At 65.2% G+C, this 13,914-nt stretch carries 12 protein-coding genes and 1 tRNA gene; 10 read left to right on the forward strand and 3 right to left on the reverse strand.

The window, feature by feature from the left end:
- Positions 1 to 3: 3 nt before the first annotated feature.
- A complete protein-coding gene (gene rplU, locus ABL840_RS31890; RefSeq protein ID WP_057592097.1) occupies positions 4 to 315 on the reverse strand; it encodes a 50S ribosomal protein L21 in 312 nt (103 codons plus the stop codon).
- A 184-nt stretch (positions 316 to 499) separates the two neighbouring features.
- On the opposite strand from rplU, the gene ABL840_RS31895 reads away from it, so the two are divergent.
- From ABL840_RS31895 to ABL840_RS31940, 10 genes are all read left to right on the forward strand, one after another.
- On the forward strand, positions 500 to 1,492 hold the full coding sequence (locus tag ABL840_RS31895) for a polyprenyl synthetase family protein (RefSeq protein WP_093302393.1): 993 nt from the start codon (positions 500 to 502) through the stop codon (positions 1,490 to 1,492).
- 50 nt (positions 1,493 to 1,542) lie between these two features.
- Positions 1,543 to 1,619: transfer RNA gene (locus tag ABL840_RS31900), tRNA-Pro, on the forward strand.
- A 117-nt stretch (positions 1,620 to 1,736) separates the two neighbouring features.
- Complete coding sequence (gene pilB / locus ABL840_RS31905) at positions 1,737 to 3,470, forward strand: type IV-A pilus assembly ATPase PilB (RefSeq protein WP_093198333.1); 1,734 nt, start codon at positions 1,737 to 1,739, stop codon at positions 3,468 to 3,470.
- A 26-nt stretch (positions 3,471 to 3,496) separates the two neighbouring features.
- Entirely contained in the window at positions 3,497 to 4,726 is a 1,230-nt protein-coding gene (locus ABL840_RS31910; RefSeq protein WP_093302396.1) for a type II secretion system F family protein, read from the forward strand.
- Positions 4,726 to 5,691, forward strand: a complete 966-nt coding sequence (locus ABL840_RS31915) for a prepilin peptidase (RefSeq protein WP_093302399.1) — start codon at positions 4,726 to 4,728, stop codon at positions 5,689 to 5,691. Before ABL840_RS31910 ends, ABL840_RS31915 begins: the two co-directional genes overlap by 1 nt.
- A gap of 7 nt (positions 5,692 to 5,698) precedes the next feature.
- On the forward strand, positions 5,699 to 6,310 hold the full coding sequence (coaE, locus tag ABL840_RS31920; RefSeq protein WP_176947478.1) for a dephospho-CoA kinase: 612 nt from the start codon (positions 5,699 to 5,701) through the stop codon (positions 6,308 to 6,310).
- A 69-nt stretch (positions 6,311 to 6,379) separates the two neighbouring features.
- Positions 6,380 to 7,873, forward strand: a complete 1,494-nt coding sequence (locus tag ABL840_RS31925; protein WP_093302402.1) for an MBOAT family O-acyltransferase — start codon at positions 6,380 to 6,382, stop codon at positions 7,871 to 7,873.
- 1 nt (position 7,874) lies between these two features.
- Positions 7,875 to 8,909: a hypothetical protein gene (locus ABL840_RS31930; RefSeq protein ID WP_093198342.1), complete on the forward strand. Its 1,035-nt coding sequence runs from the start codon at positions 7,875 to 7,877 to the stop codon at positions 8,907 to 8,909.
- Between the two features lie 30 nt (positions 8,910 to 8,939).
- Positions 8,940 to 9,695 carry a cell division protein ZapD gene (gene zapD, locus ABL840_RS31935; protein WP_093198345.1) on the forward strand — a complete coding sequence of 252 codons (756 nt, stop codon included), beginning with the start codon at positions 8,940 to 8,942 and terminating at the stop codon, positions 9,693 to 9,695.
- Complete coding sequence (locus ABL840_RS31940; RefSeq protein WP_093302405.1) at positions 9,692 to 9,904, forward strand: DNA gyrase inhibitor YacG; 213 nt, start codon at positions 9,692 to 9,694, stop codon at positions 9,902 to 9,904. Before zapD ends, ABL840_RS31940 begins: the two co-directional genes overlap by 4 nt.
- Positions 9,905 to 9,915: 11 nt before the next feature.
- On the opposite strand, the gene ABL840_RS31945 is transcribed toward ABL840_RS31940, so the two are convergent.
- The gene (locus ABL840_RS31945) at positions 9,916 to 11,886 is read right to left on the reverse strand and encodes an acyltransferase family protein (protein WP_093302408.1); all 1,971 of its coding nucleotides are present in this window, start codon (positions 11,884 to 11,886) and stop codon (positions 9,916 to 9,918) included.
- Positions 11,887 to 11,925: 39 nt separating this feature from the next.
- Positions 11,926 to 13,911 carry an acyltransferase family protein gene (locus ABL840_RS31950; protein ID WP_093302409.1) on the reverse strand — a complete coding sequence of 662 codons (1,986 nt, stop codon included), beginning with the start codon at positions 13,909 to 13,911 and terminating at the stop codon, positions 11,926 to 11,928.
- Between the last annotated feature and the right edge of the window lie 3 nt (positions 13,912 to 13,914).

A 13,914-nucleotide genomic window follows, 5' to 3' on the forward strand; every position in this document is an offset into this window, starting at 1 on the left:
TCCTTAGCCAGCGATCGCGCCGATTTGCAGCTCGGTGAACTGCTGGCGATGGCCTTGACGTTTCTGATAGTGCTTGCGACGGCGCATCTTGAAGATGCGAACCTTGTCGTGCTTGCCGTGCGACAGTACCGTGACCGTCACAGTTGCACCGGACACCAGGGGCGTGCCAACCTTGATTTCAGCGCCGTTGCCGACAGCAAGAACCTGGTCGATCACGATTTCCTGGCCTACGTCCGCAGCAATCTGTTCTACTTTGATTTTCTCGCCGGAAGCAACGCGATATTGCTTGCCACCGGTTTTTATGACCGCGTACATGTAAACCTCTTAGAAATGAGTCTCCGCGGCGAATTCCGCAGAGCCCAAGATTATAGCGCGGTTTGTGCTCGCTAACCACCCTTGGCTCGAAACGCCCCTGGCAAACCACGCCGGCTCCCTATAATTTGCGCCTTCCGGCCCTTTTCATGACTGGGCTGCCCTTATCTTAAGCAGCGCCTTCGCCTTGCCAGTTCCAGCCGCCGACACCTCCCCCACCGCCACCGTGCTGGACCTGATTGCCGGCGACATGGTCGAAGTCGACCGTGTGATCGCCCGCCGCCTCGACACAGGCGTGCCGTTGGTCAGCCAAGTTTCCAGATACATCATTTCCGCCGGCGGCAAGCGCCTGCGGCCGGCACTCCTGCTACTGATGTCAGGTGCGTTGGGTTACACGGGCGAGCAGCGATTCAATCTGGCGGCCGTCGTGGAGTTCATCCACACCGCCACACTCCTGCACGACGACGTGGTCGACGAATCGACCCTGCGACGCGGTCGGGCGACCGCCAATGAATCGTTCGGCAATCCGGCCAGCGTGCTGGTCGGCGACTTCTTGTACTCGCGCGCATTCCAGATGATGTTGGACGCCAACAACATGCGCGTGATGCAGATCCTGGCCGAGGCCACCAACGTGATCGCCGAGGGCGAGGTGCTTCAGCTGATGAACATGCACGACGCATCGCTGGACGAAGCAGCCTATCTGCGCGTGATCCGGTCGAAGACCGCCAAGCTCTTCGAGGCCAGCACGCGCCTCGCCGCCGTGCTGGCAGATGCCACGCCGGAGGTGGAAGAAGCCTGCGCCACCTACGGCCAGGCGCTCGGCACTGCCTTCCAGGTGATCGACGATGTGCTGGACTACGCAGGCGACATCAACGAGACGGGAAAGAATGTCGGCGACGACCTGCGCGAGGGCAAAACCACGCTGCCGCTCATCTTCGCGATGCAGCGAGGCACCTCTGCGCAGAGCGAACTGGTGCGCGCCGCCATCGAGGCCGGCGACACCGCCCAGTTGGGCAAGGTCGTCGAGATCGTTCGTGAAACCGGAGCGCTGGATGCCTCGCGTGCCGCCGCCGCAGCCGAAGCGCAGCGTGCGATTCATGCATTAAAAGATTTCCCGTCCAATTTGCACGCTTCAGGTTTGCTACAATTGGCGGCTCAGTTGCTTGAGCGACGTGCCTGAACACCTCTTTGAGTTGGCATCTAGGACGACTTCTTCTTTCTTGCAACCATCGGGGTGTAGCTTAGCCTGGTAGAGCGCTACGTTCGGGACGTAGAGGCCGGAGGTTCGAATCCTCTCACCCCGACCAGCCTTTGGCTGGCATAAATAGACAAATGGCCATGCCTGTTGCTGTGTAGCGATTTACAGCACAGGAGTGTTCAGCGATGATCGTGAAGCAAATTTTCACATCTTTTTCACTCGCTGAATGGCCGCTGCCGAACTTCCTGTTAAAGAACCCTCGCAGATTGCCCTCCCAGGGCTTGCGCGTGCCCTGGTTTCGGCCGGCAAGCTCCCTGCCAAGGCGGCCGAGGATATCTACCAGAAGTCCCTCAGTGGCCGCACCAGCTTCATCGCGGAGCTGACCGGCTCCGGCGCCGTCTCGGCAGCCGACCTCGCTCACACCCTGTCCACGGCCTTCGGCGCCCCGCTGCTCGACCTGGACGCCATCGACCCCCAGCGCCTGCCGAAGGATCTGGTCGACCAGAAGCTGTGCCATGCGTACCGCATCGTCGTTCTCAGCAAGCGCAACAACCGTCTGATCGTTGCAACAGCCGATCCATCCGACCAGCAGGCGGCGGAGAAGATCAAGTTCGCCTCCCAGATGGGCGTCGACTGGGTCATCGCCGAATACGACAAGCTGTCGCGAATGATCGAAGCCGCCGCCGTCAGCGCTGCGGAAACCATCAACAGCATCGTCGGCAGTGAGTTCGAATTCGACGAGGTCTCTGCCGAGACGGCCAGCGAAAGCAACGACCAGGCAATCGCCGAAGTCGAGGACGCGCCGGTCGTTCGCTTCCTGCACAAGATGCTGCTCGACGCCGTCAGCATGCGCGCCTCGGACATCCACTTCGAGCCGTACGAACACAACTACCGCGTGCGCTTCCGGGTCGACGGCGAGTTGCGCGAGGTTGCCAGCCCACCCACCGTCATCAAGGACAAGCTGGCCTCGCGCATCAAGGTCATTTCCAGGCTCGACATCTCCGAGAAACGCGTGCCGCAGGACGGCCGCATGAAGCTCAAGATCGGCCCCGACCGCGTGATCGACTTCCGTGTGAGCACGCTGCCCACGCTGTTCGGCGAAAAGATCGTCGTTCGTATTCTCGACCCGAGCAGCGCACGACTGGGCATCGACGCCCTCGGCTACGACGCGGACGAAAAGGCACGACTGCTGCATGCCATCGGCCGGCCTTACGGCATGGTGCTGGTCACCGGCCCCACGGGCTCCGGCAAGACGGTGTCGCTCTACACCTGCCTGAACCTGCTGAACCAGCCCGGCGTCAACATCGCGACGGCGGAAGATCCGTCGGAAATCAACCTGCCCGGCGTCAACCAGGTCAACGTCAATGAACGCGCGGGCCTGACTTTCGCGGCCGCGCTGCGCGCCTTCCTGCGCCAGGATCCCGACATCATCATGGTCGGCGAAATCCGCGACCTCGAAACCGCCGACATCTCGATCAAGGCCGCGCAGACGGGTCACCTGGTGCTCTCCACGCTGCACACCAACGATGCGCCGACCACGCTCACGCGGATGCGCAACATGGGCATCGCGCCGTTCAACATCGCATCGAGCGTGATCCTGATCACGGCGCAGCGCCTCGCGCGGCGCCTGTGCACTGTCTGCAAGCTGCCGGCCGACATCCCGCGCGAAACACTGCTCGAGGCAGGCTTCCAGGAAGAAGAGCTGGACGGCTCCTGGAAGCCCTACCGCCCCGTCGGCTGCTCCGCCTGCAGCAGCGGCTACAAGGGCCGCGTCGGCATCTATCAGGTGATGCCGATCTCGGAGGCGATCCAGGAAATCATCCTGCGCGACGGCAGCGCACTCGACATCGCCACGCAGTCGGAAGCCGAGGGCGTGCGTTCGCTGCGCCAGTCGGGCCTGCGCAAGGTCATGCAAGGTCTCACTTCGCTGGAAGAAGTGGTGGCCTGCACCAACGAATAACGAACATACCGAATACCGGAGATCGAATGGCAACAGTGGCATCCTCCCGCACCCAGCCCACACACAAGGAATTTGTCTTCGAATGGGAAGGCAAGGACCGCAACGGCAAGCTGGTAAGAGGCGAACTTCGTGCTGCCGGCGAAAACCAGGTGCAGGCCGCTCTGCGCCGCCAGGGCGTGCTCGCCTCCAAGATCAAGAAGCGCCGCATGCGCTCGGGCAAGGCGATCAAGCCCAAGGACATCGCGATCTTCACGCGCCAGCTGGCGACCATGATGAAGGCCGGCGTGCCCCTGATGCAGTCCTTCGACATCGTCGGGCGCGGCAACGCGAACGCGAGCGTGGCCAAGCTGCTCAACGACATCCGCAGCGACGTGGAAACCGGTACGTCGCTCTCGGCTGCCTTCCGCAAGTTTCCGAAGTACTTCGACAACCTCTACTGCAACCTGGTGGAGGCCGGTGAAGCGGCCGGTATTCTCGAAGAACTGCTGGACCGGCTCGCCACCTACATGGAGAAGACCGAGGCGATCAAGTCCAAGATCAAGTCGGCCCTGATGTATCCGATCTCGGTGATCGTGGTGGCATTCATCGTGATCGCCATCATCATGATCTTCGTGATTCCCGCGTTCAAGGAGGTGTTCACGTCGTTCGGAGCCGACCTGCCTGCACCGACGCTGATCGTGATCAGCATCAGCGAGTTCTTCGTGTCCTATTGGTGGCTGATCTTCGGCGGCATCGGTGGCGGACTCTACTTCTTCATGCAGGCCTGGAAGCGCAACGAGCGCGTGCAAAGGACCATGGACCGCCTCCTGCTGAGAATCCCGGTTTTCGGAGCCCTGATCGAAAAATCCTGCGTGGCCCGCTGGACCCGTACGCTGGCCACCATGTTCGCCGCCGGTGTCCCCCTGGTCGAAGCCCTCGACTCCGTGGGCGGCGCTTCCGGCAACACCGTGTACGGCGACGCCACCGCGAAGATCCAGCAGGAGGTCTCCACCGGCACGAGCCTCACGACCGCCATGACCAACGTCAACCTGTTCCCCTCCATGGTGATCCAGATGACCGCCATCGGCGAAGAGTCCGGCTCCATCGACCATATGCTGGGCAAGGCGGCCGACTTCTACGAGTCCGAAGTCGACGACATGGTCGCAGGCCTCTCCAGTCTGATGGAGCCCATCATCATCGTGTTCCTCGGCACCATCATCGGCGGCATCGTGGTGTCGATGTACCTGCCCATCTTCAAGCTCGGCCAGGTCGTTTGATGCTCGTTTCGCGGGAGTTCGACACCGTCTTCGCCGGTGTCCTGGGGCTATTGATCGGCAGCTTCATGAACGTCGTCATCTACCGCACGCCGGTGATGATGTACCGCGAATGGCTCGCCGACGCAGTCGCCAACCTCATGTCGTCGAAGGACGCGCCCTCGCTGTGGTCGCTTGCCTTCGGCCCCAAGGTCGCGGCGCCCGCCGGACTGGAAGCAGCAGCCGACAAGGCGGCCGAGATCCTCGAGAAACAACCTCCCTTCGACCTGACGCGTCCCGCATCGCGCTGCGGAAGCTGCGGGCACAAGATCCGCTGGTACGAGAACATCCCCGTGCTGAGCTATGCCGTACTGCGCGGGCGTTGCTCGTCGTGCAAGACCGCGATCAGCCCGCGCTACCCGCTCGTCGAACTGATCACCGGAGGCCTCTTCGCCCTTTGCGCCTGGCGCTTCGGCGTCACGCCCGCCGGGGCACTGTGGGCCACATTCGGTGTCATTCTGATCTGCCAGTTCCTGATCGACTTCGACACCCAGTTCCTGCCCGACTCGCTCAACTACCCCCTGCTGTGGCTGGGCCTGATCGGCGCGGCCATGGGCTGGACCGGCGTCTCGCTGAGCTCGGCCGTCTGGGGCGCCGTATTCGGCTACCTGAGCCTCTGGCTTGTGTACCATGGCTTTCGCCTGATCACGGGCAAGGAAGGCATGGGCTATGGAGACTTCAAACTGCTGGCGGCACTGGGCGCATGGCTCGGCGCCGACTACCTCATCGCGATCATCCTCGTCTCTTCGCTGGTGGGCGCGGTGATCGGCGTGTCTCTTCGCATCGCCGGCAAGCTGGCGCACAAGGACATTCCCATCGCCTTCGGTCCCTTCCTGGCCGGCGCGGGCCTCGTGTGTCTCGTGGCCGGCCCTGAACTCGTGAGGCAGTGGATCCCGTTCGCCTTTCCCCTCGGCGCATTGATCCATTGACATCCGCATGGTTGTGCGGCGAATCGGCCTGACGGGTGGCATAGGCAGCGGCAAGAGCACCGTCGCAGGGCTGCTGGTAGCCCAGGGCGCGGTCCTGGTGGATACCGACGCCATCGCACGAGCCATCGCGCTCCCCGGCGGCATCGCGATGCCCGCCCTCGAAGCAGCCTTCGGTCCCGGGATCATCGACCCGGACGGAGGCCTGGACCGCGCCGCCATGCGCCAGATCGTCTTCGCCGACGCCGGCGCCAAGGCCCGTCTCGAATCCATCCTCCACCCCCTGATCGGCGCCGAAACCCAGCGCCAGGCCGCCGCGGCCGGCGAGGATGCGGTCGTCGTGTTCGACGTGCCCCTGCTCGTCGAATCCGGCCGCTGGCGTGCCATCGTCGACCGGGTGCTGGTGGTCGACGCCACCGAGGAAACGCAGCTGAAGCGCGTCGTGGCACGCTCGGGTTGGGCGCCCGAGGCGGTCAAGGCGGTGATCGCCCAGCAGGCTCCGCGCAGGGCGCGCAGGGCCGCCGCCGACGCCGTGATTTACAACGAGTCCCTGACCCTGGAGGAACTCGCTCAGCAGGTCCGGGGTTTCTGGGAACGGTGGGCTAAGTCAAGCACGCGATAATTTGGGGTTGACGCCGCGACGGCTACACGACGACCACGTCAAACGGCGCACGCCCAAGCGCCCCTCACGATGCTTTTCAATTCGTATCCCTTCATCTTCGTCTTCTTCCCGCTGGTCCTGATCGGCTTCTTCCTGATCGGCGCGCGCAGTCCCCGGTCGGCGGCGGGTTTCCTGGCACTGGCGTCCCTCTTCTTCTACGGGTGGTGGAGCGTCAAGGCGCTGCCCCTGCTGCTGGGATCGATCTGCGTCAACTACTGGTTCGGGCTGCGGCTGACCCCTTCCCCGGGCCGGGAGGACAAGCACCGCAAGACGCTCCTGATCATCGCGCTGGTGGTCAATCTCGGGGTGCTGGCCGTCTTCAAGTACGCCAACTTCTTCCTCGAGAACGTCGACGCCGGCCTGGCCGCCGCGGGCCTGCCGCAGATCGACCTGGTGCACATCGTGCTGCCGATCGGCATCTCGTTCTACACCTTCACGCAGATCGCCTTCCTGGTCGACTGCTGGCAGGGCAAGGTGCACGAGCGCAGCTTCATCCACTACGTGCTGTTCGTGACCTACTTCCCGCACCTGATCGCGGGCCCCGTGCTGCATCACGCGCAGATGATGCCGCAGTTCAACAGCCCGGCCACCTACAGGATCAACGCCAACAACATCGCGCTGGGCCTGGGCATCTTCGTCTTCGGCCTGGCCAAGAAGATGCTGATCGCCGACCCGATGGGCCAGTACGCCGACATGATGTTCAAGGGCGTGCACGAAGGCGTGATGCCCTCGCTCTACACGGCCTGGTTCGGGGTGCTGGCCTATACGCTGCAGATCTACTTCGACTTCTCGGGCTATTCCGACATGGCCGTCGGCCTCTCGCTGTGCGTGGGCGTGCAGCTGCCGCTCAACTTCAGGTCGCCCTACAAGTCGACCAACATGATCGAGTTCTGGCGCCGCTGGCACATCTCGCTGTCGACCTTCCTGCGCGACTACCTCTACGTGCCTCTGGGCGGCAACCGCAAGGGCCCGGCGCGCCGCTACATCAACCTGTTCCTTACCATGCTGCTGGGCGGCCTGTGGCACGGCGCCGCCTGGACCTTCGTCATCTGGGGCGCGCTGCACGGCTTCTACCTGATGGTCAACCACTTCTGGAATGCCAAGGTGCGGCGCGGCAGGACCGAAACCACCTGGTACGGCCGCGTGATCGGCTGGTTCATCACCTTCGTCTGCGTGATGATCGCCTGGGTGGTGTTCCGCGCCGACAGCATGACGGCCGCCATCGAGATCTACAAGGGCATGCTCGGCATGCACGGCGCCCCCGTGTCGGCCTTCAGCGAGTTCCGCGTGCCGTTCCGCAAGCCGGAGTTCTTCCAGACGCTCCTGGTCGGCATCGTGATCTGCCTGGCGCTGCCGCCCACCATCACGCTCGACCGCTGGATCCCCAGCGTCGCCGGCCTGGCCGGGCGCCCGCGCCTGCAGCGCCTGGCCACCTGGATCACCGGCCTGGGCTGCGTCTATCTTTTTGGCCTGTGCGTGTCGAAGTTCGGCAGCTACAGCCCCTTCCTCTATTTCCAGTTCTGACATGGAAGACACGAAATCGGCCAGGACCTGGCTTCGCATCTTCGCCGCCGGCTACCTGGTGTGCTGCGCCCTGCTGCTGGTCAGCCTCTTCACGCCCATCCCCTACGGCGACCTGACCCGCATCGGACGCATCTCCGAACGCGAATTCGGCTGGCACGAGCCGCCGCCGCCCATCCCCGACGCGGATGTGAAGACCTGGCCCATCAACGAATCCGACATTCTCGTGATCGGCGACAGCTTCTCCGTGCGCTACGCATGGCAGTCGTCCCTCGTGGGCGCGGGCTACAAGGTCACGACCACGCACTGGGACAACCTCGGCGGCGTCGTTTGCGACGACTTCTCCGGCTGGCTCGAGAAATCGGGCTTCAAGGGCAAGGTGGTGATCGTCGAGAGCATCGAGCGCCTGCTGTACGACCGCATCGAGAAATCGCAGTCGTGCAAGACCATGAAGCACGCCTTCAAGCCCACGCCGCCGCCCTTCGAGAATCCGTCCAGGCCCGCCCCCGGCTTCCAGCTCAACTGGGACGCCCAGTTGCTCAGCGGCTGGTTGACATATCAGAACACGAAGGAAATCCTGGCCTCCGACAGCTGGACCAACACGCCCGACCGCTGGGGCCCGCTGATCGACGCCCGCGTGGTGCCCGAAGGCTGCAAGCAGTTCAGCCACCGCGCCTGCGACAAGCTGCTGATGACCGCCGAAGACCGCGTCAACCATGCGCTGACGGCCGAGTCGGCGCAGTTCATGAAGCGCTTCGAGAGCACCGCCGCGCCCTACAAGGTGGTGTGGATGGTGGTGCCGAACAAGACCAGCGTGTATTTGCAACAAAACCATGCCGATGCGTTCCGCGCCGCGTTCAACCCGCAAAATATCGGCCCTGACCTGTTCGCCCTGGCGGAACAGAACCGTTTCAAGATGAAGGATCTTTTCCCCGCCAACGAGACCCACGTGTCGACCCGGGGTTACATTCTTTTCGGGCAGCGTATGCTGGAGGCTGTGCGCGAGGTGTTTCCGCCACCGGTCGCCAAGACACAATGAGCCCGAACCCGACGTGAAAAACCGATACGCGTGATCCTCTACGAGTACCCCTTCAACGAGCGCATCCGCACGTACCTGCGGCTCGAGCACCTGTTCCGCCGCCTCGGCGAGCTGGTGCCGGCCGAGTCCCCCCTGTCCCACCACTACGCCCTGGTCACGATCTTCGAGATCATGGACGTCGCCGCGCGCGCCGACCTCAAGGCCGACGTGCTGCGCGACCTGGACAAGCACAAGAACGTCTTCAACAGCTACCGTGGCAATCCGGCCATCGCCGAAGCCGTGCTCGACCAGGTCGTCGGCCAGCTCGAAGGCAACTTCGCCACCCTCAACAGCGTGGCCGGCAAGGCGGGCCAGGCGCTGACCGAGAACGAGTGGCTCATGAGCATCCGCAGCCGCGCCGGCATTCCGGGCGGCACCTGCGAGTTCGACCTGCCCGCCTACTACGCCTGGCAGCACCGCCCCGTCGCCAGCCGTCGCGCCGACCTGGAACGCTGGTCGAACACGCTTTCGCCCCTGGCCTCGTCGATCTACCTGCTGCTCAAGCTGCTGCGCGACGCCGACGTGCCCTACAAGGTGATCGCCGTCAACGGCCAGTTCCAGCAGAACCTGCCGCAGGGCCGCAGCTTCCAGCTGCTGCGCCTGCGCATCGACCCCAAGCTGGGGCTCATCCCTGAAATCAGCGGCAACCGCCTCATGGTCTCGGTGCGCCTCATGCGCCACGACAAGGACGACCGCCTGCACCAGAGCTCGGAGGACGCGCCTTTCGAGCTGACCCTCTGCGCATGACCACGCAGGTGAACAGCAAGGGCGAGCGCATCGTCCGCTGCCCCACCTGTGGGGGCGACAGCATCTACGCGCCGAGCAACGCCTACCGGCCTTTCTGCAGCGCCCGCTGCAAGGGCATCGACCTGGGCGCGTGGGCCAGCGAGGAATTCCGCATGCCGGCCGAGGCGCCGCCGGACGACGAACCCTTCGGCGATCCCAAGATCCAGTAGCTGCTTGCTACTTACTTCCCGGCCGGGCCGTCGTCGAGCAGCGCCAGGTCGATGTACGTCGCAAAGCTGCGCGCGTAACGGGGCCGGAGATGGCCGATGTCCTTGTACGCCGGCGAACCGTCGTCGGGCATGCTGCGAAGGCAACGGCCATCGGCGCACAGGCTGGCAAAGGGCTCGATGACCCGCGCGCCGTTGGCCAGCGCCACCTGCTTCAGCCGCTCGTTGAACTGCGCCTGGTCTGCCGGCATCGGCGCCCCGGCCTGCCCGGAGGCAGCCGTCATCCTGCCCAGCCGGCTGCCCTGGATCTGTCCGAGCGGGTCGAAATCCATGCCCACCGGATTGCCGAGCACCAGGTAGACCGTCTTCTTCGCCGACAGGCGCTTCAGCACCTGGCCCAGCGACTCGAGCGACCGGTCGATGCCGTCGCCACCGATGAACGGATGCACCGCCTTCCGGTCGTCGACGAAGTAGTTCACCGTCGGCCCCGCGCCGGTGAAATAGCAGCTCCAGCAGGCGCCCAGCACCACCGAATCGATCTCCGGCTTGAGCGCCAGGTCGAGCACCGCCTTGCGCCGCTCGTCGCAGCCGGTGTCGGGGCCGCTGAACAGGCCCGGCACCGGCGGGCAGGAGCCCTTGGTCGCGAAGTACACGGTGCGCGCCTTGTCGGGCTGCGTGCGCACCAGTTCGAGCGCGCGCGGCGCGTACTGCTCGACATGGCTGTCGCCGATCAGCAGCACGTTGTGCTTGCCGTTACCCGCGCGGTAGACGAACTGGTCGCCCAGCGCCGACTCCTCGAAGCCGCCGTAGTAGTTGTCCTCGCGCGTCGCGTCGGCCACCGCCTGCAGTGCCGGGCTGTCGTGGCGCGGTGATGGCGTGCCCAGGAAGACCAGCACGCCGGCCAGCGCCAGCGCCGCACCTGCGCCCGCCAGCCCGCGCAGCATCGCCTGCGAAAGGTGCAGCTTGACGAAGCGCTCGAGAAAACGATACGTGGCCCAGGCCAGCACCACCGACGCCACCACCAGCACGATGCGCAGCTGCAGCGGCGGCTCTCCGCCGGTCACGATGCGCGCGTACGAAAGCAGCGGCCAGTGCCAGAGGTACAGCGGGTAGCTGATGAGCCCGATCCACACCATCACCCGGTTCGACAGCAGGTACTTGTTGAGCACGCCGTTCGGCCCGGCCGCGATGCAGCTCACCGCGCCCAGCACCGGCAGCAGCGCCCACCAGCCCGGAAACGCCTTCGTGCTGCGCGTCATGACGAGGCCCAGCACGAGCAGCGCCATGCCGACGATCGACTGCAGGTGCTTCGTCCACGGGCGCGAATCCGCCGCTCCCGAAGCGGCGGCTTGCAGCCGCATCGCCGCCAGCAGCCCGCCCGCCATCAGCTCCCAGGCGCGCGACAGCGGCGAGTAGAACGCCGCCGCGCGGTGCGCCTGCACCGTCAGCACGTTGACGAGGAAGGAGATCACGGCCACCACCAGCACCACGCGCAGCATCGGCCAGCGCTTGCGCCAGGCCAGCCCCAGCATCAGCGGCCAGAAGATGTAGAACTGTTCCTCGATGCCCAGCGACCACAGGTGCAGCAGCGGCTTGGTCTCTGCCGTGGCGTCGAAGTAGCCGGCCTCGCCCAGGAAGACGAGGTTGGCGAAGAAGGCTGCGCCGCCCGTGGTCTGTTTGCCCAGCTGCGAGAACTCGCCCGGCAGCAGCACGTACCAGCCGAAGGCCAGCGTCGCCAGCAGCACCAGCACCAGCGCCGGAAAGATCCGCCGGATGCGCCGCGCATAGAAGTCGCGGTAGCTGAAATCGCCCGCCGCCAGGCTCTGCAGGAGGATGGTCGTGATCAGGAAGCCCGAGATCACGAAGAAGATGTCGACGCCGATGAAGCCACCCGGCAGCAGGCTCGGGAAGGCGTGGTACGCCAGCACCGAGCCGACTGCGATGGCTCGCAGGCCGTCGATGTCCGGGCGGTACTTGGGATGCATGGTCGCGTCTTGGTCGATCGGTCGGCCGGCGGGATCCGCTCAGCGCGACGGCTGCTGCGCCGGAGCCGCGGCGGGCGAGGACCCGCTGCGCACGGTGCGGTCGAAGTAGCTCGCCTCTTCGCGCGTGTAGCGCGGGCGCAGGTGGTCGGCGTCCTTGTATGCGGGGGCACCGTCGGGCAGCGTGACCAGGCAATGGCTGCCGTCCTTGCACAGCACCGCCATCGCGTCGATCGGCTCCGCCCCGCTCGCCTCGGCAATGGCGCGCAGCCGGTCGTTGAGCTGCTTCTGGTCGGCCGGCAGCGGCGCCGTCGGCGCGGAAGTCATGGCCTCCATGTGCGTCAGGCGGCTGCCTTCGATCAGGCGCTTGGGCGTGAATTCGGGGCCGCCGGGGTTGTCGAGCAGCAGGAAGACCTTCTTGTGGCGCGCCAGCTCGCGCAGCGTGGCTTCCAGCGAGGCCAGCGAGCGCTCGATGCCGTCGCCGCCCTGGAAGGGATGCACCTGCTTGTCGGGCCCGCGGTAGTAGTACTCCAGCGCGCCACGGCCGACGAAATAGCAGTTCCAGCAACCGCCGATGACCACCGAATCGATTTCCGGGCCCATCGCATAGGCCAGCATGGCGTCGCGGCGCTCGGCGCAGCCGATGTTCTTGTCCGCGTACACGCCCGGCACCGCCGGGCACGCGCCCTGGGTCACGAACCAGGCCGACTTGTCGGGCATCGACAGCGTGCGCGACAGCTCCATGATGCGCGGCGCGTACTGCTGCACGTGGCTGTCGCCCACGAAGAGCACGCGCTTCGGCCCGCCCCCGGTCTTGTAGACCAGCTGCTCGCCGATCTGGTCGAGCTTGAAGCCCGCGTAATAGTCGGCGTCCAGCGTGGCGTTGGCGACGATCTGCAGCCGCTCGCTGTTGTTGCGGGGCCCGGGCGCGCCGAAGAAGATCGCCGTGCCCAGCGCGGCGATCAGCACCATGCCCACGCCAAGCGCCTTCAGGATGCCCGAGCCGGCGCGGCTTCTGGTGTGGCGCTCGACGAAGCGGTACGTGCCCCAAGCCAGCAGCACGCTGGCCACCATCGCGCCCGCACGGTAGACCGGCGAGGGATGCAGCGGATCGGCCTCAACGATGCGCACAAAGGCCAGCAGCGGCCAGTGCCACAGGTACAGCGGATAGCTGATGAGCCCGATCCACACCATCACCCGGTTCGACAGCAGGTACTTGTTGAGCACGCCGTTCGGCCCCGCGGCGATGCAGCTCACTGCGCCCAGCGTGGGCAACAGCGCCCACCAGCCCGGGAAGGCCTTGTTGCTGCGGATCATCACCAGCCCGAGCACGATCAGCCCCACGCCCAGCATCGACTGCAGGTGGCTGCGCCAGGCGCTCGGCGTTGGCGGCTTCAGCCGCATGCAGCCCAGGATGCCGCCCACCATCAGTTCCCAGAAACGGGAGGCCGGCGAGTAGAACGACGCCGCCGGCAGCGGGTGCACCGTCGTCACGTTCACCACGAACGAGACCGCCGCAACCGCCAGCACCACGCGCACGATCGGCCAGCCCTTGCGCCAGGCGAGCCCCAGCAGCAGCGGCCAGAAGATGTAGAACTGCTCCTCGATGCCCAGCGACCACAAATGCAGCAGCGGCTTGGTCTCGGCGGCGGTGTCGAAGTAGCCCGACTCGCCCCAGAACACCAGGTTGGCGACGAAGGCCGCGCCGCCCACCGTCTGCTTGCCGAGCTCGGCGAACTCGTCGGACAGCAGCAGGTACCAGCCCGCGCACAGCGTGGCGAAGAGCACCACGATCAGCGCCGGGAAGATCCGCCGGATGCGCCGCGCATAGAAGTCGCGGTAGCTGAAATCGCCCGCCGCGAGGCTCTGGAGAATGATGGTCGTGATCAGGAAACCCGAGATCACGAAGAAGATGTCGACCCCGATGAAGCCGCCCATCAGCGCCGTCGGGAACGCGTGATACACCAGCACCGAGCCCACGGCGATTGCACGCAGGCCGTCGATGTCCGGACGGTACTTGGGATGCATCAA

Source organism: Variovorax sp. NFACC27 (genome assembly GCF_048301545.1).
Lineage (GTDB): Bacteria > Pseudomonadota > Gammaproteobacteria > Burkholderiales > Burkholderiaceae_C > Variovorax > Variovorax gossypii.